Source organism: Coralliovum pocilloporae, assembly GCF_030845175.1.
GTDB lineage: Bacteria > Pseudomonadota > Alphaproteobacteria > Rhizobiales > Cohaesibacteraceae > Coralliovum > Coralliovum pocilloporae.
Map to the genome: position 1 here is coordinate 981,854 of NZ_CP132542.1, position 22,987 is coordinate 1,004,840.

Consider the following 22,987-nt stretch of genomic DNA (forward strand, 5'->3'; position numbering starts at 1 on the left):
CGGGCTGGAAAACATCCCCGCCCTTCGGGTCTACGGGCAAGACACAGCCTGCACACGAATCAGGACTTGAATAGGATCCACCTGTCCTGCGTCCTGATTTCCGTCCATTCTGTGTCTTTCTCGTAGACAGAATGGACGGAATTTATGAGTCTGAACCCTAAATCCACTCCTCAGCCTGTAAAGAAAATGCAGTCTGGATGAAAAGGGAGACCCGGCACCATGCTGCCCGACGCTGATTCCTATGATGAACTGTGCAATGGCTTTGATTGGCAGATTCCTGAATTTTATAATATTGGCGTCGATATTTGCGACAAGTGGGCCAACAGGGAACCGGATCGCCTGGCTCTGATTGATGTGGGTGACAATGGACAGGTCAGCCACGTCACCTTTGGTGCACTCAAGGATATGTCCAATCAGCTCGCCAACCTGCTCTCCTCACTTGGTGTGGCGCGTGGGAACCGGATTGGGATTTTGCTTCCCCAAAGTGTTGAAACAGCATCCGGTCATATCGCAGCTCACAAGCTTGGCTGCATTTCCATTCCGCTTTTCATGCTGTTTGGTGAGGAAGCTCTGGCCTATCGGCTGTCAAATTCCGGCGCAAAGGTGGTGCTGACCAACAGGACCGGGGCAGAAAAACTGTCGGGCATCAGGGACGCGCTCCCCGCACTGACAACAATTCTGACCATCGACGGTTCCCATGACGGCAGCCTTGATCTCCATGCCGGGCTTGCTGACCAGTCAACTCATTTCGAACCGGTCAAAACCCGTGCGGACGATCCCGCTATCCTCATCTATACCTCTGGCACCACCGGCCAGCCGAAGGGCGCGCTTCATGCACACCGCGTTCTTCTCGGCCACCTGCCCGGCGTGGAAATGAGTCATGATCTCTTTCCCCAACCCGGTGACCGCATATGGACACCGGCTGACTGGGCCTGGATAGGCGGTCTCCTCGATGTCCTCATGCCGGCTCTTCATCATGGTGTTCCCGTGGTTGCCAGGCGGTTTGAGAAATTCACGGCAGAAGCCGCTTTTGAGCTGATTGCCGAACAGCAGATCCGCAATGCCTTCCTGCCACCAACGGCCCTGAAATTGATGCGCTCTGAACCGGAGCCGGAAAAACGCTGGACATTCGCCATGCGCACCATAGCAAGCGGCGGGGAAACGCTCGGCACCGAACTGATTGAATGGGGACGAAAGACATTCGGCCTCACGATCAATGAATTCTACGGCCAGACCGAATGCAACATGATCGTCTCGTCCTGCGCAAAACTGATGGAAGCCCGCCCCGGCATTATGGGACGCCCCGTCCCCGGCCATGAACTGGCAATCGTGTCAGACAAGGGAGAGATTCTGCCACCGGGTACTCTCGGCAATATTGCCGTCAAAAGACCTGATCCTGTCATGTTTCTTCAATACTGGAACAATCAGCAGGCAACAGAACAGAAGTTTGCCGGTGACTGGCTTCTGACCGGCGACACAGGCCTTCTGAGCGAGGACGGCTGGATTCGCTTTGTCGGGCGGGATGATGATGTCATCACCTCATCAGGTTACAGGATTGGCCCAGGGGAAATCGAAGACTGTCTGCTTGGGCATCCTGCCGTGCGCATGGCTGGTGTCGTCGGCAAACCGGACCCTCAGAGGACCGAAATCGTCAAAGCCTATATCCTCCTTGAGGACGGCACGCTGCCAGGTGACGAGCTGGCGGATGAAATCAAAGCCTGGGTCAAGTCGCGTCTGGCAGCCCACGAGTATCCACGTGAGGTCGCCTTTGTGGATGCCTTGCCAATGACAACAACCGGAAAGATCATCCGACGCAGTCTGAGAGAACAGGCCTGCGCGGAACTTGACGCTTGAGTTCTCAGAGTAGAGACACATATTCACATCATGATATCTTGAGCAGTTCTTGAGAAAACCTCATTGGCATGGTTCAAGCCCTTCCCATATGATCCGCCGCGAATAATCACTCTTTGAAGATTTCGGAACGACCCTCATGCAGTCAGCCGCAGATATTATTGCCGCCCGCCTTTATCAGGCCGGATGTCGTCACGCCTTTGGCATACCGGGCGGGGAAGTCCTCGCTCTCATGGATTCCCTCGACCGGGCAGGCCTGCGCATTACCCTGACCAAACATGAGAACTGCGCCGGTTTCATGGGCGAAGGGGTTCATCATGCCGATGGTGCCCCGGCAGTCCTGTTCGCGACCATCGGCCCCGGCCTTGCCAACGCGGCCAATGTTATCGCCAACGCCATGCAGGACCGCGTGCCGATGATCGTGCTGACCGGCTGCGCCCCTGCCATCGAGCGCCAAACCTATACACATCAGATCTTTGATCATGTCAAACTGTGCGAACCGATCGCAAAGGCTGTGTTCAGGGTGGAACCAGGAACCGCAGGCATTCTGATCGATAAGGCCGTCGCTATCGCCACTGAAGGTCGCCCGGGTCCTGTGGTTCTGGACGTGCCAATCGATGTGCAGAAAGAAATGCGGGACATCTGGCTGACCCCTCAACGACAGGACGCCGTGGCAATGGTTCCTGCGGACAGCCCGACACTCACCACAGCCCGGCACTGGTTCAAGGAAGCCCGAAAGCCCGTGATGATCGCCGGTGTGGATGCCATCAACCAGAATGCCCAGGATGATGTGGCGGCATTCTGCCAGGCCCATTCCATCCCGCTGATCACCACCTATAAAGGCAAAGGCATTCTGCCCGAGGATGACCCGCTTTCACTGGGTGCAGCCGGGCTTTCTCCGAAGATTGACAAGCTCGTACTGCCGTTCATCAAGGAGTCCGATTGTATTCTGCTTGCAGGATACGATCCGATCGAGATGCGCGTAGGCTGGCAGGATCCCTGGACACCGGACGACCGTGTTATCGACATCACCTCTGAGGTCAATCACCACTATATGCATCAGTCAGCACTGAACATTATCGGTGATATTTCTGCGACCCTGAACACCATTGCGGATGGAAGTTCAGTCACTGAAAGCTGGGCGGGCGGGCGCGCAGAAGCCTTGCGTGCAGATATCGTCGCCTCCAAGAACCTTAATGAAAACTGGGGTCCATCTGCCATTTCCGACGCCATCCGTTCGGTCACACCGCGCGATACAGTGGTCACCATGGATTCAGGCGCTCACCGCATTGTCCTCAGTCAGGTCTGGGATACCTATGTGCCACGCGGGGTTCTCCAGTCCTCGGCCCTTTGCACCATGGGCTCCGCCGTGCCCCTCGCGATTGGCCGCAAGCTGGCAGAGCCGGACCGGCCCGTCATTGCCTTTGTGGGAGATGCGGGGCTTGAAATGTTCCTTGGCGAACTGGCCACGGCCCGTGACCTGAAACTCGGCCTGCCTGTGGTTGTTTTTGTTGATGAACAACTGGCATTGATCGAACTGAAACAACGCGGCATGCAGATGCCCAATCTTGGTGTCGAATTCGCCGGGACCGATTTTCCCGCAGTCGCCAGGGCTATGGGCGGCCATGGTTTCGCTGTCAGGGACAGGGAAGCCCTGCAATCCGCGATCAAAGAGAGTTTTGACCGCGATACGTTTACGGTCATTGCTGCCATTATTGGCCGACAAGCCTATGACGGCCGCATCTGAAGCATCCGGCCAGGGTCAAAACTCAGGCTTGTCACGGCGCAGTTTCTTTAACGCGCCGTGCTTTGTCTTCTTGTCCATCCGGCGCTTCTGAGAGGCTCTGCTGGGCCTGGTCGGTCGCCGTGGCGGATCGCGGTGAGCCGCTTCTTTCAGAAGCGTCACAAGCCGTTCAAGCGCATCCGAGCGGTTCATATCCTGGGTTCTGTGCCGCATGGCCGAAATGACAATCACACCATCCTTGGTCAGTCGCTTGCCTGCCAATTGCTCCGCTCTGGCCTTCACATAATCAGGCAGGGATGGAGAGTGCCTGATATCGAAGCGCAACTGAACGGCCGTCGAGACCTTATTGACATTCTGCCCGCCCGGCCCTGCCGCGCGCACGAAAGTCTCCTCAAGCTCATCCTCGGAAATCGAAATGGTTCTGGTGATCTCAATCATTTCACCAGCCCCGGTTACAGCAGGAGGTCAAAGGCGTCCCCCCAGGTATCAGACAAAAGGAACCCCTGCGGATAGGGATCTGTCGGATCAACGCCGATCTGATGCAAGCCATGGATCCAGCCCCGTCCCGACAGGCGCGTCAATGTAGCCGGACGGTCACCCACACGGGTCTCACCAATCAGTTCCGCGTTGAAACGGCTGCCAATAATCGAACAAGCCTCAACCTTGTCGCCGACAGAAACCTCTCCGCGGGCATGGCGGACCGCCATGCGTGCTGTATTACCGGTTCCGCAGGGTGACCGGTCGAACCGCCCGGGCGGCAGGACCGTTCCGCCGATCAGCGCTCCATCCTCACGCTGGTCCACAAACATGGTGTAGGAAATCGTGTTGAGCGATGGCTCCGTCGGATGATTGAGAAGCACCGTCTCATTCAAGGCACGGTGAACCCGACTGCCAATATCGACCAGTGCCCGTGCCTGATCCGGTTCAATTACCCGCCCGAACTGTTTGGGGTCTATCAGGGCATAATAAACCCCGCCAAAGGCAATATCGACTGTCACAGGATCAAGGCCTGGAACATCAATCCGATAGTCGAGATGCTCAACAAAACCGGGAACCATATCCAGGACAACACGCTCGCATTTGCCGTCATGACACAGCGCCCTGGCTGTAACCAGCCCGGCAGGTGTATCAAGCTTTACGACGGTTTCAGGCTCTGTCATCGGCACAATGCCGGTTTCAAGCAGCACAGTCACAACGCAGATACAGTTTGACCCTGACATGGCATGGGCTCTGTCTCCCTGCAGGATGATAAAGCCTGCATCCGCGTCCGGTCTTGATGGTGGAAACAGAAGATTGGTACTCATCTGGGCAGAGCCGCGTGGCTCAAAGACACAGAACCGGCGCAGACTGTCATCCACATCGTTGAGATAGTTCATCTTTTCAAGCATGGTTTCGCCGGGCACAGTCAACACACCGCCGGTCACCACGCGGCCCACTTCGCCTTCCGCATGGGCCTCAACCATTGTCAGTGTTTTTGTCCAGCGCATTCGGATCACCTCTTTTGCTCAACGGCAGAGTGATGTCGGACGGTGATTAACGCAAGTCTTTTGGTCTTAAGAAACTGCTATCAAAGGTGCTTTCACCGGCTCGAATTGTCCGATCAGGCGTTCCCAGTCCGCAGTCGGCATCGGTTTGCCATAGAGATAGCCCTGACCGTAAGTGCAGCCGGCCAGATGCAACAGAGCCTGTTGCTCGGGCGTCTCGATACCTTCCGCCACTGTTTCCATGTTCAGGTCCGTTGCAAGCGTTGCCACAGAACGGATGATGGCAAGGGACTGGGAATCAAGCCCGATACCCCGGACAAAGGACTGATCGATCTTGATCTTGTCGATGGGAAAGCTCTGGATATAACCAAGCGATGAGTAACCCGTGCCGAAGTCATCCAGTGCAAAACGGAGACCCATATCCTTGATCTGCTGCATCAGGGACAGAATGTGGTCACTGTCCTCCACAAACAGGCTTTCCGTGATTTCCAGGTCAAGTCGGGACACAGGCAGGTGTGACCGCTCGAGGGCTCTTTCAACCGTCTTGACCACATCACCCTGCATGAACTGGACAGGAGACAGGTTGACGGCAACCTTCAAATCATTCGGCCATTTGGCCGCTTCCAAACAGGCGCGCTCCAGAATCCACGCACCCAGATCAACAATCAGATTGGATTGTTCGGCGATCGGTATAAACTCACCCGGAGATACCGGCCCGCGCTCCGGATGGATCCAGCGAACCAGAGCCTCAGCCCCGATAAGCTTGCCAGAAGACAGAGAGATCTGCGGCTGATAGTAGACAGAGAACTGATCCCGTTCAAAAGCCTTCCAAAGGTCAAGCTCAAGAGCCTGACGGGTCTTGATCCGCGACTCCATCCTGTCATCAAAAACAGAAAAACTGACTCCTGTCTGAGCGCGCGCTGCATCCAGAGCAATACCGGCTCGTTTTGCAAGGCTGTCGTAAGAAACCCCGGATGCATGATAGGCAATCCCCACTGTCAGTCCGATCGCAGCTCCGTGGCCTTCCAGGTAATAGGGCTGGCTGACATCCTCAATGGTGCACTTTACCAGTTCCTCAACAACGGCCCGGTCATCAAGGCTGCCGACAAATAACAGGAATTCACCATCACCAATCGCTGACAGAACATCGCCCGAACAGAGCAGACTGCGCAACCGGACGACGACCTGCTTCAGAATGGAATCCGCGAAATCCCCTCCCAGAGCATCCTTGACCTGCTGCAATCGGTCCACTGAGAGATGCAGAACAGCCGTAGCCGGGCCCGGTTCTTCGGATTGTTCGTCCAGAAGTTCAATGAACCGGCGTCGATTGGGCAAGCCGGTCAGTTCATCAAACCGTGCCATGTAATCAAGGCGTTCTTCGGCGATTTTCCTGTCGGTAATGTCCCGGAAACTGACACAGATGACGACCTGATCAGGCTTGGCCTGCCCGGAGCGATCCATCCCGCCATCCAGCCAGGAAGCCGTCACCACATATTCAATCACCAGTCTCTGGTCGTGGTCCGGGCGATAGTCGAGCACGATTGGACCGCCATTGGGGGACCCGCCGGACCGCATCAGACTGATAGCCTGTTCGACCGCAACGCCCATTTCTTCTGGAGCTATCAGTTGAAACCGGATACCTTTCAGGGTTTTGGATCCAAACCTCTTTGCTGTCCCAATCTCAGAGAAAAAGGCTAGTGCAGCCCGGTTAGCATTGTGGATTGTACCGTCTTCCTGAACGATGACGATGCCGTCGAAATTGTCCGCAATCACCCTGTCAAAGATGATCCGCATATTTTCAATGCGGCTCTCATAGATGACCTGCAGCAGTTTCCCAAGGTTGATCTCTCTAAAGACAATCAACGTTGCGAAGGAGAAAACCGCAAAATGCAGAGCTGCGGTCCGCATCGCATCAGCATACGCAACCTGTAAGACGGCCGCACCTGCCTCTAGTGCCAGAGCGAAGACGACACAGGCCAGAAGCATCTGGCTCCAGCGTACCTTACGCTGAAGAAAGAAAAGCCCCGCTCCAACAAGCAGCAACAGGCCTGCCGTGATCGGATTATCTGACTGCAATAACGCGCGATTCTGAAGCAGTGTCTCAGCTGCGACAGCCTGCAGCAAGTGACCCGAAATAATGCCAAATCGGGGTATGGCAAAGAAATCCCGAAGCTCAGCTGCACTGGCACCGACAATCACCTTACGACCATTCAGCTGCTCGGCGGGAACAGAACCATTGAGCAGGTCATGGACCGGAATATGTTCGATCAGATCAGCCCTGATACCGAAATCAATCAGATAGGCCCCATCCGTGCCACCAGAAAACCCACCGAGGACCGCAGCAATGGACTGCACCGGCTCACCATTGATCTCTTCACCGAATGGAAAAGTCCGGATCACACTGTCTGGGTCGGGAAAGACATTGACACTGGCAGGCCAGCTCAGATCGCCCAGTTGAGAAATGGCACTGTTGCCGTGCAGCTCCTCCGACAAAACCGATTTCGGTTGATTGAAGGCGGCAAGAATGACCAGCGCGTCCGAACGTTCAATGGCCTTGGCGAACAAGGCATCATCATAAGGATTTGATGGGCTGCTGAAATCGATATCGAACGCAATCTCACTGACACCGAGGGTATTGAGCCGATCAATAATGTCGCCATAGATACGCCGTTTCCAGGGCCATGCTCCAAGCTTTTCTATGCTTGCCGCATCAATATCAATGAGAACAATATCACCGGTAGGCGCACGATTGTCAGCGCTGAACCGCATATCGCGCAGGAAACGATCAACCGGTTCAAAAAGGCCGAAAAAATGCAGCGTGAACGCAAGGCAGATCACGAGAACAGGTGATTTCCTCAAACCCATCAACATGTTTTCCGCCACTCTCCCCTGCCACCCGGCATAAAGATCGCAGTTCGGTCAGAAAGATGCCGAATGCAGATCAAGGGAGAATAATAATTCCAACCTCTTAAGATTGGCTGAAATTGGCTGGAATCCAAAAGGCTGCATCTGATGACTGATACAGCCTCGAATCTTATTTCGGTTAAACCAGCTTAGCGGACTTTGTTGTTATTACGGATATATTGAACGGTCTGTATCAGATGTTTACCGGGGTACCAGCCCCCGGCCTGTTTGTCATTCCCATTACCCTGACCATTGTTGCCATTGGACTGGCCGAAGGCGTTACCATTGCCGTTGCCGTTGCCGTTGCCGTTGCCGTTGCCGTTGCCGTTGCCGTTGCCGTTGCCGTTGCCGTTGCCGTTGCCGTTGCCGTTGCCGTTGCCGTTGCCGTTGCCGTTGGAATTACCAGCTACACCGCTATTGCCACCATTATTTTGCGACTGTTCTGAAGAATTTCCATTCCCCTGATTCCCGGCACTGTTGCCATTGCCATTGCCATTGCCATTGCCATTGCCATTGCCATTGGGTCGCTCGTTAACGGCATCCTGTCCATTGTTATTTGAACCATTAGAGCCAGACAAAATCTGACGCACGATGCTCGTTTCAAAACGCGTCTTGTTTACAGTGCCTTTTTCACGGCCAGAATTTTGCTTCGGAGCGCTTGCGACTGATTTCGATTGCGCAGCCTTTGTCGCAGACCGTTCCTTGGCGCCTGCAAACCCGCGATAACCTGCTGTCGCATTCCAACCTGATCCGCTGTCTTTGGATGCTGATTCTGAGCTCTGCTTCTTGGCAGGTGCACTGGCAGCTTCCGTATCACCGCCGTCATTGGCTTTCGGAGCACTACGGGACGGCGCAGCGGCCTTTTTGATCGCCGCACGCACAGCACGTGCCGATTTCTGTGTCGGGCTGGCAGTCGGCTTACGTCTTTTGACAGAGATCTTACTGCCGCGTTTTGCCCGAAGGCCCGCGCCGGACCGGTTGGATGTTCCTACAGACTGACCACGACGAACATTAGCGAACTGACCAGTATCGTAGTCACCAACCTCTACCACACCACGCTGCACGGCAACCTGCGAACTCTTCTTCCCGACAGCAACCGTGAAGACGGTCCCTTTCACCACGGCAGCAAGGTAAGGCGTATCAACAGCAAAATGTTTCACATTCTTCTTTTTAACCGAATATGTGACAGCACCTGCATGCTGGTGGACAGCCGTCTTGCCACCACCATTACCTGCTTTCGGCAAGGTTATGACCGTTCCGGGACCAAGGGCCATGCTTTCCCGATTGCGTTTCAGGATGGCGCGCCCCCGTTTTCCGGTACGTAATGTGGCTCCGCGTTTCAGCGTCATACCGCGCTTGAGAGAAATCCACTGCCCCTTTGTATAAAGGTGCACATCCTTGTTGGCTTTCACCAGAGTCCAGGTGCTCGCGGCAGCCATTGCTGGCGACAGCAGCATCGGAGCCAGACACACAAGACATGTTGCAACAAATTTCAAAAGGGCACGCATAATGTTCCTCCTGGAACGCGGGTTTTCACAGCGTGGACCCTACTTCAAGAAATTTGAAAAACCGCAAACAACATATTTAGAATTTTAATCGGTGCGGTGCCTGAGTAGCCCTTGGTGACAAAATTCAGGCAAATAATGTCAGTATTTTCCTCTATCAACATAATTATTCAACCTTCATTAAGCATAGAAGGAATAAATTTATTGGTACCGGGGATCATTCAACAAACAGACACTTCATGCAGCGCGTATCAAAATACCTCTACTTGGCACTGCTGTATACGCTCCTCGCGTCCTTGCAAGCAACCGTCCATGCACAGTCTGTTGATCTTACCGACAACTACAATCTCGGATACAGAAGTCACGAGAAGAGTGACCCTTACAAGCTGGGAAGCTTCAAGGCAGGTGGTTCTGTAGGATCTGCCGTCGGCTATGATGACAATGTCCACGAGACGCCCGACGACAAGCGATCCGGTGCATTCGTGCAGACCGACGCCTTCTTGTGGATCAACTCAGACTGGGAGCGACATGCCCTCAACATCTCTGCCTATGGCAGCCAGTCCGTTTACCCCGACAACAATTCCGAAGACGAATATTACGCCAACATCTTTACCTATGGGCGTCTTGATCTGCCGTCTGACGTTCAGTTCGAACTGATCAGTACCTATCAGTTTGATGAAGATCCGCGCGGGGATCCGCGCATTCTGTTTAACCCATCCAAGACATCAGTTGACCAGGAAGCCGCTGTCAAAGCCTTTCTGTCAAAAGGGTTCGGCAAGGCCGCAATCACCGTGCGCGGCGGTGTCACGTACTCCCAGCACGAAGATACAACATCAAATCTCGGCCTTTCCCTGCAGCGGGATGACGATGACAGTATCCTCTATGATGTGCGCCTTCGCGGCAGTTTCAATTTCGGAGAACGTCTCAACGCCTATGTGGAAGGCGGATACAACCGCTGGGACTTTGAGCGCGAGACCGATCGCAATGGCATTCAGCGAGGGTCTCAAGGTGGCCATGTTGCAGCCGGACTTCTGTTCCAGCCCAACAACAAGATCAGCGGCGAGATTGCTGTCGGCTACAGACACCAGCAGTTCCGTGACCCGGGCTTTTCCGACTCAGGTGCACTAACCCTTGATGCCTGGGTTACATGGGCCGTAACCGACCGCTTCAACCTGAGCGCCGTTGCCGACACCCGGTTTGAAGAAGATAGTATTTTTGGGCAGGCCGGAACCCTGTCGCGCTCCCTGACATTGCAGGCTGACTATCGCGTTCATGATCGTCTGCGCCTGTTCACCAGCGGCTACTATCTTTACGAGGACAATATCGGAAGCAGTTTAGACGATCAGACCCTGATCGCCACAATCGGCTTCGACTATGAACTTTATTCAAGACTGGTTCTGACCGGCAAATATGAATACGAGTATTTCGATGCTGGTTTTGCAGGCGGTGACTACGATGCCAATCGCGTTCAGCTTGGTTTGAAGCTGACCCGGTAGGTTTATCGGGAACACCCTCAACACGGGCGTCTCAAAGCCCATTAAAGCGCCAGACCTTTAACCTGAATTTGCAATGGTGCTTTAGGAATTTGCTTCTGCGCGAGTTTTTATCTGAAGCACGCTCTAGCCATACGTCCTGAGAGGGCAAAGGCACGAGGCGATCACCAACGATCACGCCCCATGCACCAGACAGACCTGCGTCAAATCAAACGCAAATGCGAAGCAGATCAGACGAACCGGAAGTCATCATCATGAAGGTCAGCAACAACAGTATTCTTCAGAACAATACTGTTGCCGGCATCCAGCGTTATCGTCGTATCCGTGCCATCATCAGAAGCCAGAGCCAGCACCTCTGAAAAGTCACTCAATGCGGCTACACCATCGAATTCGATAACATCATCAGAGCCCGCACCTGCTGTGAAGTCGTCTATGACGTCTTGACCAAAGCCTGGGGCGAAAACGAAGGTGTCGTCTCCATTCCCACCTTCCAGACGGTCATTGCCACCAGCGCCCTCAAGTCGGTCATCACCACCGAAACCACGCAGCCAGTTCGCACCAGAATCACCGGTCAGATCATCATTTCCGGTACGCGAGCCGATGACATTCTCAATCGAAACATAGGCATCACCAGCAGCATCACCGAGGTTTTTGCTGTTATCTGACAGGTTGACCGTAACACCGGAACGGGAATTGTAGTACCGCACCGTATCAATACCGCTGCCACCATCAAGATAGTCTGCGCCGGACCCGTTGGCATTCAGGGTATCGTTACCGCCCTCACCAAAGAGGCGATCTTCACCACCATTGCCATACAGAACATTATTGGCTGAATTGCCCGTCAGAACATCATTGTGACGAGAGCCTGCGATCCACTCGATATTGGACAGAATGTCACCCTGAGCGTCACCACCAGACCCGGTTCCATTGGTCAGGTTGACTGTTACGCCCGTAGAAGACCCGGAATAAACTGCAAGGTCATTGCTACCAGAACCACCGTCCAATCGGTCAGCGCCCTGCCCACCTTCAAGACGGTCTTTGCCATCACCACCTTCAACGCTGTCATTGCCACCAGCACCACGAAGGCTGTCATTGCCACCAAAGCCGCGTAACCAGTTCGCACCAGAATCACCGGTCAGATCATCATTGCCGGTACGCGAGCCGATGACATTCTCAATCGAAACATAAACGTCACCAGCAGCATCACCACGGTTCTTGCTGTTATCGGTCAGGTTAACTGTCACACCGGAACGGGAATTATAGTACCGCACCGTATCGATACCGCTGCCACCATCAAGATAGTCTGCACCGGACCCGTTGGCATTCAGGGTGTCGTTACCACCCTCACCAAAGAGGCGATCTTCACCACCATTGCCGTACAGAACATTGTTGGCTGAATTGCCCGTCAGAACATCATTATGACGAGACCCGGCGATCCACTCGATATTGGACAGAGTATCACCCTGAGCGTCACCGCCAGACCCGGTTCCATTGGTCAGATTAACTGTTACGCCCGTAGAAGACCCGGAGTAAATTGCGAGGTCGCTACTGCCGGAACCGCCGTTCAGCTGGTCAGCGCCCTGCCCGCCTTCAAGGCGATCTTTGCCATCACCACCTTCAAGGCGGTCATTGCCACCAGCGCCCCGAAGGCTGTCGTTGCCACCGAAACCGCGTAGCCAGTTCGCGCCGGAATCACCGGTCAGACTATCATTGCCGGTACGTGACCCAACGACATTTTCGATGGAAACATAAACATCACCAGCAGCATCACCACGGTTCTTGCTGTTATCGGACAGGTTGACCGTCACACCGGAACGGGAATTGTAGTACCGCACCGTATCAATGCCACTACCGCCATCAAGATAGTCGGCACCAGGCCCGTTAGCATTCAGGATGTCATCGCCACCTTCCCCAAAGAGACGATCTTCACCACCATTGCCATAAAGATAGTTCCTGCCACCATCACCCGTAAGCACATCATCGTGCCGGGAGCCTGCAATATGCTCGATATTGAAGAGGCGATCACCACTGGCGTCTCCGCCAGATCCAAATGTTGTCGTCAGGTTTACGGTAACGCCAACCGATGAACCGGAGTAGATGGCGATATCATTATTCCCGGCACCACCGTCAAGTCGGTCGGCACCACGTCCACCATCAAGGCGATCCGTATCATCCCCACCATCAAGCTGATCATTGCTGTCACCACCATAAAGGCGATCATTACCACGACCACCCCTCAGGTCGTCGCTACCATCACCTCCATAGAGGTGATCATGGCCATCATCTCCTTCGAGAATGTCATTTCCATCCTCGCCAAAAAGCCTGTCATGATCATCACCACCGGAGAGACGGTCTCCATCGCGCCCACCGTAGATAATGTCATTTCCAGCGCCACCATCAAACGTATTGGAACCGATATTGCCAATAATCAGATCACGGGCAGAGCCGGAAGAAGTGTAATCGGTTGACACAGTCCAGGCCCGGTCGATTTTCTGCCCCATGGCATAATCCCGACCAACTGTCAGTGTGTTCGGGAAAGCGCCGCCGACATAGGAGAGCTGCTCATCAATGCCGAGCTCTTTATAGATGAGGTTGGCTTGAGTAACGGTGTCACCAGAGTGATCAAACTGACCCTGCCAATTGTCCAGCAAGCCATCAAGAGCATGCACAAATTCATGGGCTATTGTTCCGGCAACAGTTTCCTGGACAGCCACACCTTCCTTGTTGATATAGATGAAATTTCTACTGAAATTCACATCGTATAATACAATGCCTGTATTGAGAAAGGCTGCTGCCTGATTGGCTTCATATTCAAAGGAAATGGTGTTAGACGGAAAAGACAGAAAACGATCAATCATCGCTTTGCCAGTCGGCGTTTCATAGATATCCTGCATAGCAGCTTTGATCGTCGCAATATCCGCCGGATTAGTGTAACCTTCAAATGTCGTTCTGCTCAGAACAGTAGCAAAATTCATAACGAAGCCTTTGACTTACATAGAACCACTGACCCGGGGTCCAGGTTCATTCATCTCACACTTTCGGGAAATGCGTTTCGCGCCCAGCGCATCAGAAGCCCCTCGAAGCAAGATAAAGCTCGAGACTCCCAACGTAAAACCAGCCCAGAAACAACCCCACTCTTCAACACATTCGGAAAAGAGACGTCTAACACACAGCTCCATAACTCCAGGAGCTAGCCTCCAATCCAAAAGCAATCACAATCTATGGCGGAAGGTCGTGCTCATTCCTTAGATGGATAATACCCAAAGATTGCAATTCCACTACCATAACACCACGAATTTGAATCGTGTATATCCGCTTCAGCAAGCATTAATCCACCAGATATCTACCTTCGGTGTTATTTTTTCCAACCACCCGCTTGCGAGTTTTTGTCGCAGTCCCCCGCAAGTCCAGCCCACGGGATAAGGACCGGTCAACGTCAAGAGCATCAAGAATTCAATTCAGGGAAAATAGGTGTTCTCGCTTTGCAAAAGCAAAAACAATTCTGGCATTTTGCAAGACACCATTCCCAAGACCGGGGCAAGAAATCCTTAAAACATTGTAAATGCAGAGAGTTACATTTGACTCAGACACGTCCTGAACGTGGCATGTGCCTTGCCTCTCTGAACGGCAGGATGAACGAGCGGATCAAGCCGAGACCTTGTTTGTCTACACGCAATGCAGTTCAAAAGAGGTAGATTATGGCAGGCTTACCGGCAACACGACCGATTATCGGCACACAAGACAATGACACAATTATCGGGACGCGCCATTCCGATGTGATTTCGGGCCGAAATGGCGACGATACTCTTTATGGTCAGGATGGTTGGGACGAAGTCTGGGGCGGTCGTGGTGATGACACGCTGTATGGCAACAGTGGCAATGACATTCTTTATGGATCCGGAGGTCCAAACCTGGTCAATGTCACGTCAGTGACAATTGCCGATGACTATCCTGTTTCCGTAACATTTGAGGGAGAAACAGCCGGCTATCGCAATTCCTTCGGTTACTACAAGGTAGATAGCGAAACCGGTCAGATCGGGGATGTCCAGATCATCTGGGAGAACGCCTCCCTGCAAGGCAGTGGGGGCAGTCTGATCCAGGGTGTAACCAACCATGTGCTTGATGTGTCACAAGGTGATCAGATCGGCTTTTTTATCGTGTCCAATGGATACAGCTATAACAACTTCAGTGCTCTTGGCAGCGGATCTTATGCGTTCATCAACAATGACAGTTCAACAGCAACTCTGAACAGCGTTGACCCGACACTGGTCTTCACAGGCGACGATGGGAGCCAGACAGAAATCCGCTACCACACTTATCACACGGCAGCCTATGGAGATACGCTTCAGCTGAATCCGGACGGCATTCTTCATACAACGGGTGTTCTCAAGACAGACATGGGTACCCTGACACTCGGTTTCGAAGATCTCTTCGGAGGGGGTGACCGAGACTTCGATGACAGCGTTTTCACGGTCAATCTCGGCCCAACCAACGCGTCAGTTCTGAACGCACATTACCGCCTGGCCAACGGCCTCCCCGACCCTTCAGGACTGGAGGAGGGAACATCTCCAATCGTACCCGATTATCAGGATAACGATCTGCTTTATGGTGGAGCAGGCAGTGACGAGCTCTACGGTTTCCGCGGCAACGATGTCCTCTACGGAGGCAATGGCAGCGACGAGCTCCACGGTGGTCTTGGCAGCGATATTCTCTACGGTGGACAGGGCGAAGACGAGATCTACGGCAATTCTGGTGATGATGAGCTTTATGGAGGCAATCAGAACGACCTCCTGAACGGGAGTTCGGGAGACGATCTCCTCGACGGCGGTCACGGCGACGATACGCTTCTTGGTGGTTCAGGCGATGATCTTCTTCGTGGCGGTGACGGAAACGACATTCTCACCGGTACCGGAGGGAATGACGAACTCCATGGAGACAGCGGAAATGATGAACTCTCCGGTGGCAGTGGAAACGATGAACTCCACGGTGGCGCGGGAGCTGATGAACTCATCGGCAATTCCGGCTCGGACGTCCTGTCAGGCGGGAACGGTGATGACAGTCTGAGTGGTGGCAGCGACGCTGATATCCTCCAGGGCGGTTCAGGCAGCGATACTCTCAACGGCAACAGCGGCGATGATCTGCTTGATGGCGGATCGGGTAATGATACCATCAACGGAGGATCAGGAACGGATACGGTCGACTACAGCAGTTGGTCCAACAAAGTCAGCGGCAGCCTTCTTTCAGGTACCATCCGAGGTGATGGCACAGATACGCTGATCAGCGTTGAGAATGTCATCGGCACCAACTACTCCGACAACATTGTGGGCAATAGAAAAGACAATGTCCTGACCGGTCTTGATGGTAATGATCGCCTTATCGGCTATTCAGGTGATGATGAGCTCCACGGTGGAAATGGCTCTGACTATCTCCATGGTTCAAGTGGCGCGGACACGATCTACGGTGATGCTGGTGACGATATCATAAGGGGTGGAACAGGCAGCGACCAGATCTCCGGTGGCGAAGGTAACGATATCCTGACAGGTGGCGGCCTCAATCGCGCCGACGGCGTCATGGATCAGTTTATTTTCAACGTCGGAGATGGCCAGGACACAATCGTCGACTTTGAAATGGGCATCGATCAGCTGGTTGTCAGCAATGATCACTCTGTCGATATATATCTGGCTGCCCTTTCAGAAACCGACGATGGTGTTCTGATGAATTTCGAAGACATTGTCGCCGGATCTGAAGACAGCATCCTCTTTGAAAACCTGTCCCTCGACGACTTCTCGGCAAACGACTGGCTCTTTTTCATCTAGGGCTCAGACCCATAAGTGAAGACCTCTGAACTCAAACAGCAAAACCTCCTCATACGTCTTGTATGAGGAGGTTTTGTTATGAATTCCGGCCCATCACTTCGATGGCGATGACCCGTGCACTGTTCTGGGCTGGCAGAGAATACAGAACAAGGCCCTGATCAGAGCCAAAATCAGCAGGCTTTTCATGGAAGTTCTTTGATTGTGAAATACGGATTGTTCTCTACAAGATCCGTAAGCGAGTTCATTTGCCAGGCATTAATCCGCTCGCATCCGTCAAGATGACAGATCAGCTGTTTCAGGTTCACAGTCACAGGCTGTGACACGTCAACCAGATTGGCATAGGCCAGATGTTGATCTGTTGAAACACCTCCCGGCAGCTTACGGCTATAGAACTCCCGAAATCTCTCTGTGGCATAAGCGTCGAACCCCGCACCGGGTAACCAGCGAGGACCACGCGGGCCCTGGCCATCCAGATCCCGGGGGGTATTCAGATCACTCGGGAGCAAACGATCCAGTGTCTTTTTAAGAGGGGTCTTGAGATCGTTCGGAAGAGATGTGGACAGCCCGTTCAACCCGATCAGGCTTATTCCTGCATGACTGGTATCCTCGAAACGTCTTGGCACATGTTGTTTCTGGGTTGGTCGGCTCTTTGAGACCCCCATATCCAGCGTCCAGCCCTTGTAAAACTCCTCAGGCCAGTAATGCCATAATGCCCCTGCCTCGGAACGTGTCCAGCTCGTCAGAAATGCGCTGGAGAGACGGGAAGCCCGATCCGTCAGATATGGTTCGTTGAAGGCCTTGCCGACATGCTCGAGTACTGGCGCCCAGCTCATGTGCCAGTTCCAGGGAGCCCAGATACCGTCAAACCGGAAATTCACTCCGTAAGGAATCCGGTAGAGACCCGTTGCTGCATCGAAATTCGATTCATACGCGCGCACCAAGCATTGTGCATTATGCAGGATTTCCTGTTTCAATGCTGAAGGGCAGTGACCACCAAGAGCATCGCACGCCTCAATCATGCCAGCAGAAATCATGGCCTGGTTCACCAGAAAGGAAATCGGAGTTCTGCGATCATCTGAATAGATTCTTGAAGCCCAGGCACAGCCTGGGTTGACGTTGCCCGCTATCCCAGTGGTCCGGTTTGTCTGGCCAAGCGTTTGCCGGACCGCCATCCTGGCCAGAACCGCAAAGACGGGATGCTCGGTCTTGCCCGCAAGCACTCCCAGAACGCGCGTTCGGTAAGCCTGCCCCCAGCTCTGTCGTCCCGCTTCATCCGACGACCGACTGAACGGCTCTCCGAGTGACGACAGAAAGATACCTGAAACCGCGTGGAATGCTGTCAGACCATTTCGATTTCCGCTGAGATGGACAACCTGGATGCCAGTCCTATCAGGCGATGGCAAGGCGCCAAGGATTTCATCAGCCGGATCGTTGGCAAGCACGATTGTATTGCCGGTTTCAAAATCGAAATACAGAATATCATTGCCGGTTTTCATGCCACAGAATGCCTGAATGGCGAGGCCGTTTCCGTAGGGCTTTGCGGCCATGAAGAGACAGGTATTCAAAGATCCCAGGCGCGTTGGTGTCCTGCTCAGACTGCCATCCTGATTCCGGCTGTAGGCGAGAAATTCCATCCCCCCTGTCTGCCGGTCCTGTGACCCGAGAACCAGAGACTGCCTTGAGTAAGAGATCACTCTGATCAGCGCATCCCGTGGCCAATCCAGAACAGCGGTTCCATCCTGAAAAAGCTGGACACGGGCTTCAGGTCCTTTTGTCATATGCAGATAGACATAAGACCCACCGCGATCCATTTTAAAACCGCTCACGCGCGAGATATCATTCATGTCCTTGCCATCAACAAGGAGCTCACCATTCAGCTCGACGGTTTCACGAAAGCTGCCATTTTCCCAGTAGCGCAGAAGCACTTCATTCCTGCGTCTGATAACCGATACCAGACCCGGCCGGGTTATGCCTTTGATTGTCAGCATCCCCGTTTCCGTGTTGAACACTGTCTTGCGGCCAACAAGCTCAATTTCATAATGCGGGTCAGATGCAGAGGCGGTCTGCTGAGGTCCCAGAAAGCCGAGAAGCAGAGCTGCTGCGGGCAAGGTTCGATACATGACGCTGACCCTAGAAATTGAAGTAGATGAATTCTGTCATGTCACCCAGCATGTAAAGCTGGACCAGCGCCGTCAGGACCATGGCGGAGCTTGCAAAAGCCCAACGCCCTGTCGGCTTCCAGACAAAGCCTGGCTCTCTGAATTTCGAACCGAGGCTGGCTGCCATTTCCGTTATCGGACGATAGCGACGCATCAGCTCAATACTGTTCGGCATGAAGAAAACAACAAGGCCGAGACCTGCAAACTGAACCCAGGCGCTGGCGCTCACTGCCAGGAAGTCTCTCCAGACTCTCGTATCCACACTGCCTTCCAACCCCGCCATTGAGAGCAGAATTGTAGACGCTCCATTGAATGTTTCTGCCCTGAAGAAAACCCACGCGACAATGACGGCAAGCATGGTGATGGCTTGCGCCAGAATTCGGCGGATTTGCAAAGGGACATAAGCCATTGCCGTCATATCTTTCGTCATCATGTTCCAGCCATGATTGATGATGAGATACAGTCCGTGCAGGAACCCCCAGAAGACAAAAGTCCAGGCGGCACCATGCCAAAGGCCACCCAGAACCATCGTCGCCATAAGGTTGACGTAGCGACGGGCCGGACCCTTCTTGTTGCCGCCAAGCGGGATGTAGAGATAATCTCGCAGGAAGCGGGACAGCGTAATGTGCCAGCGCCTCCAGAAGTCGACAATCGATGTCGCCTTGTAAGGTGAATAGAAGTTGATCGGCAGGCGGATCCCGAACATGCGTGCCAGGCCAAGAGCCATGTCGCAATATCCCGAAAAGTCGAAATAGATCTGGAAAGTGTAGCTGAGAGCACCGATCCAGGCAGCTTCCATTGGAACAGCCTCCCCGGAATCAGCGAGGCCAAACACCATGTTGACCATCGGGGCGACCCCATCTGCAAAAACGAGTTTTTTAAACAGGCCAATGCCGAAAAGCGTGCCGCCAATGGCAAGATTGAGGAAGATCCGGTTCTGAAACACCGTGAGCCGAAACTGCGGGATTGTGTCTTTCTGCAGAACGATAGGTCCCGCAATCAGTTGCGGGAAGAAGACAACAAACAGACAGTACTTTGAAAAGTCACAATCAGCGATATCGCCCTTATACGTGTCATAGAGAAACGAGATCTGCTGGAATGTAAAAAAGGAAATCGCAAGCGGCAGCACAATCGATAGTACTGGCAACTCATTACCAAACAGCGGATTGATCATGTCCACTAGGAAATTCGCGTATTTGAAATAGGCGAGTGTCGCAAGGTTCCCGGAAATCCCAATCCCCAGAACCATTTTGCTCCGGTTCGCGAGAATGACACGATGAAGGGCGAAGTTGATGACGACCGAACTGATCAGAAGAACGAGATGGACAGGACTCCACCAGGCATAAAACGCCAGCGAAGCCACAATCAGCCACCAGATAATGCCACGTTCGGTACCAAGCCACCTGAGCAGCAGGAAAACACCAAGAACCGGCGGCAGGAACAGGTAGATAAATTCAAAAGAACTGAAAACCATGAAGTATCTCCGGAATATGCTTGGAAACAAAGCTAGAGCACTTGAAGTGACTCCGTTTTCACACGAAATGCTCTAGCTCGTTTTTCTGGGTTTCTCATCGACTGCGGTCATCTCACCGGAGCGCAGGTCCTTCAGCAGCTTCCTGGCGCCACGATGGCCAAGATCAGCACCCTGTTGCGCAAGAGCGAGGGCACCTCGCAGGTCTTTCGGGACGAGCTCACCACGAGCTTTCAGGCGTGCAAGCTCCTCCATGGAACCGCCATGGCTGGCTTTCACGCCTTTCTCGAACCAGGGGATCGCTCCTTCACGCTGAAGACCGAACTTCTCATGGAGATGCAGGCGGCCGAGAGCTGTCATCGCTCCACCGTGATTGAGCATCGCTGCCTTCTTTAGCCAGTCCAGGGCTTCTTCCAGGATTTGCTTGTCCTGCGCCATTACCGTTGTTGCAAGAAGTGCAAATTCATGCATGCCGCCCGGATCACCGAGAAGGCTGGATCGGCGAAACCAGTACATTGCCTTGGCATCACTTTGTCGGACGAATTCACCGTCACGATAAAGCCGACCGATAACCTTTGCCGCTGTCCCGGAGCCGTTTGCCGCCTTCACTTCGTAAGCAAGAATAGCCCGTTCAGCCAGAGCCTGCGCTCTGGCCGCATCGACATCCAGACCAGATCGCCCTGCCGCGTAAAGACGTGCAACACGCAGTGACACGGTTTCAAACCCGGCTTCAGCCGCCAGTTCATAATGTTCGAGAGCCAGGTCAATGTTCTTTTCAACACCGATACCCTGCTCGTAATGAATGGCAAGTTGGCGGTGCGCTTTCGGATAGTTCCATTTCAGCGCCTTCATAAACCAGGCAACGGCAACAGTCTGGCAGTTCTCCCCCGTTGACTGCTCATAAAGGCGCCCGAGTTTATAGGCACTTTCACCGCGCAGGTCGAACGTGTACTGCACGGCATCAAGGAGCAATTCCCGCGCCTCTTCCAGATCCGGTTCCACACCCCAGCCACTCATGTAAGCTTTGGCGAGGTAGAACATCGCTGTCGGATGGCCGAGAGCGGAAAGACGCTCCAGCTCGATAAAAGCTTCAGAGACCTTTCCGGCCTTTTGCAGACTACGGGCCTGTCGGACTGCTTCCACGATCTGAGGATCAATCGGCGGGTCTTTCGCTGCCATCTGCGAACCCGGTCCATGATAGAGGACTGCAGACGCCGCCATGCCTGCTGCCAGCACGCTGACAATGATAATGGTCTTCTTGCCCTTACCCATGGTTCCACGTCCATATTCTGCAGGATTGTCCCTCAACAACAGTCGCTGTACCGTCTGAGAATGTGTCGCTGGTATCAGCCGGGCTGACAGGACAGATGATGTCACTGCGCTTTCGTTGCGCGCGTTGCCGGATCCTCTTGTTATCTGAAATCAAAAGCGAAATTTCGCCGACAATTGCATGCGCGGACTTGCCTCTGAAGTGATAAGCATCTGTGAACCGGGAAAGGTCACGGGTGAATTTGCTGTCAAAATCGAAGTCAAATACCGGCGCGAGTTCCGAAAGCTTCACCCGGAAACGGTGGTTCAGATCCGTAAAACCGAAGCCAGCCATGCGCTGCTGCATCTCGACAATTGTGGGCGGGATGACAAAGACAAGCTGAACATTATTTTCACGGCTCCAGCTGGCAATGGTTTCAATCTTTTCCCAGAGCTCTTCGGAGAACCGGAAGCCCTCCCAGTCATTTGCACCATTCTTCCTGACCTGACGTTCGAACTTCCCCGGAAGGTCACGATTCAGCGCAACACTGCTCCACAAATGTCCCCAATGACCATATCCTCGACCAAGTCCGAGGTTGATCTGACGGGCAAGTCCTGGGTGCGGGTCAGCTTTTTTGCCAGTTGGCAGCACGCAATCTCGGCAATACCCGCGTCCTACCAGATCCGAAAGGTTGAAATCATCAGGTTGCTTGTCTTCTGCAGCCTTTGCAGTCCCGACCCATTCCGGAGTGAGGCGTTCGAGTTTTCTAAAAAAACCAGGGTAACGATGCTGGAGATTCCGTAAGCTCATCTTTGCAACAAACCAGCTGCTGTAATAGCTGATCGGATCCTGTGCGAGTCTGATTGCTTCCGGAACCCTGTTCATTCCGCCGCGATGGTCAGGGTCAAAACTGCGGAGAGGGAGTCCGACAACAAGAGTCTTGAGCTTGGGGCTGCTCTTCACATGCAGGAATGTGTCGTAGATTTCAGAAATCGTCGCCCCGCCATAGGCAAAGTTAAAGGCGTCGTGGCCAAGCCCCTTCCAGATCTTCTCTCGTAGTGCACGCGCACGGCTGTCACCCAGGATGACCACTTCCGCTCCGTCTTCAGGGAAGTTGATCATTTTCCATAAGGGATAATGCGCCCGTTCGCTGACCCGGAACTTTTCAAGATCAAGATCAAACCGGTTATTCATCCCGTAAGGATCAACGACGAAGTTGAAGAGAAAGGGCGTCAGGCCCGCTGCAAATGCAGCGCCCAGACTGAAGGCAAACAATCTTCCTCTGGAATAGTGATGTTTCACAACTGCTGC

General features: G+C 53.5%; 12 protein-coding genes and 1 pseudogene. 4 read left to right on the forward strand and 9 right to left on the reverse strand.

All coding sequences use genetic code 11. From position 1 onward, the window contains the following. The first annotated feature begins 219 nt into the window (after positions 1 to 219). Both RA157_RS04645 and RA157_RS04650 read left to right on the forward strand, forming a co-directional pair. Entirely contained in the window at positions 220 to 1,854 is a 1,635-nt protein-coding gene (locus RA157_RS04645) for an acyl-CoA synthetase (RefSeq protein WP_350335309.1), read from the forward strand. Between the two features lie 136 nt (positions 1,855 to 1,990). After that, a complete protein-coding gene (locus tag RA157_RS04650; protein WP_350335310.1) occupies positions 1,991 to 3,598 on the forward strand; it encodes a thiamine pyrophosphate-binding protein in 1,608 nt (535 codons plus the stop codon). A 15-nt stretch (positions 3,599 to 3,613) separates the two neighbouring features. Here the strand turns inward: RA157_RS04650 and arfB are convergent, their stop codons facing one another. From arfB to RA157_RS04670, 4 genes and pseudogenes are all read right to left on the reverse strand, one after another. Next, positions 3,614 to 4,033 (reverse strand): alternative ribosome rescue aminoacyl-tRNA hydrolase ArfB, encoded by a 420-nt coding sequence (gene arfB, locus RA157_RS04655; protein WP_350335311.1) that lies wholly within the window; start codon positions 4,031 to 4,033, stop codon positions 3,614 to 3,616. Positions 4,034 to 4,047: 14 nt separating this feature from the next. Continuing rightward, positions 4,048 to 5,082: a proline racemase family protein gene (locus tag RA157_RS04660; protein ID WP_350335312.1), complete on the reverse strand. Its 1,035-nt coding sequence runs from the start codon at positions 5,080 to 5,082 to the stop codon at positions 4,048 to 4,050. Between the two features lie 153 nt (positions 5,083 to 5,235). Beyond that, positions 5,236 to 7,950, reverse strand: a pseudogene (locus tag RA157_RS04665) (EAL domain-containing protein); the annotation flags it as partial. A gap of 182 nt (positions 7,951 to 8,132) precedes the next feature. Then, complete coding sequence (locus RA157_RS04670; RefSeq protein WP_350335314.1) at positions 8,133 to 9,491, reverse strand: FecR family protein; 1,359 nt, start codon at positions 9,489 to 9,491, stop codon at positions 8,133 to 8,135. Positions 9,492 to 9,727: 236 nt separating this feature from the next. Here RA157_RS04670 and RA157_RS04675 point away from each other — a divergent pair, with 236 nt between their 5' ends. Then, a complete protein-coding gene (locus tag RA157_RS04675; RefSeq protein ID WP_350335315.1) occupies positions 9,728 to 10,984 on the forward strand; it encodes an outer membrane beta-barrel protein in 1,257 nt (418 codons plus the stop codon). Positions 10,985 to 11,211: 227 nt separating this feature from the next. On the opposite strand, the gene RA157_RS04680 is transcribed toward RA157_RS04675, so the two are convergent. Next, positions 11,212 to 13,956 (reverse strand): calcium-binding protein, encoded by a 2,745-nt coding sequence (locus RA157_RS04680; RefSeq protein WP_350335316.1) that lies wholly within the window; start codon positions 13,954 to 13,956, stop codon positions 11,212 to 11,214. 723 nt (positions 13,957 to 14,679) lie between these two features. On the opposite strand from RA157_RS04680, the gene RA157_RS04685 reads away from it, so the two are divergent. Then, a complete protein-coding gene (locus RA157_RS04685) occupies positions 14,680 to 16,797 on the forward strand; it encodes a DUF4114 domain-containing protein (protein WP_350335317.1) in 2,118 nt (705 codons plus the stop codon). A 182-nt stretch (positions 16,798 to 16,979) separates the two neighbouring features. Here RA157_RS04685 and RA157_RS04690 read toward each other — a convergent pair whose 3' ends face one another. The 4 genes from RA157_RS04690 to RA157_RS04705 form a co-directional block, all read right to left on the reverse strand. Beyond that, positions 16,980 to 18,917 carry a hypothetical protein gene (locus RA157_RS04690; protein ID WP_350335318.1) on the reverse strand — a complete coding sequence of 646 codons (1,938 nt, stop codon included), beginning with the start codon at positions 18,915 to 18,917 and terminating at the stop codon, positions 16,980 to 16,982. A 10-nt stretch (positions 18,918 to 18,927) separates the two neighbouring features. Beyond that, on the reverse strand, positions 18,928 to 20,430 hold the full coding sequence (locus RA157_RS04695; RefSeq protein WP_350335319.1) for an MBOAT family O-acyltransferase: 1,503 nt from the start codon (positions 20,428 to 20,430) through the stop codon (positions 18,928 to 18,930). 72 nt (positions 20,431 to 20,502) lie between these two features. Then, a complete protein-coding gene (locus RA157_RS04700) occupies positions 20,503 to 21,699 on the reverse strand; it encodes a tetratricopeptide repeat protein (RefSeq protein WP_350335320.1) in 1,197 nt (398 codons plus the stop codon). Continuing rightward, entirely contained in the window at positions 21,692 to 22,951 is a 1,260-nt protein-coding gene (locus RA157_RS04705) for a hypothetical protein (RefSeq protein WP_350335321.1), read from the reverse strand. The genes RA157_RS04700 and RA157_RS04705 overlap by 8 nt, the downstream gene beginning before the upstream one ends. Positions 22,952 to 22,987 lie beyond the last annotated feature (36 nt).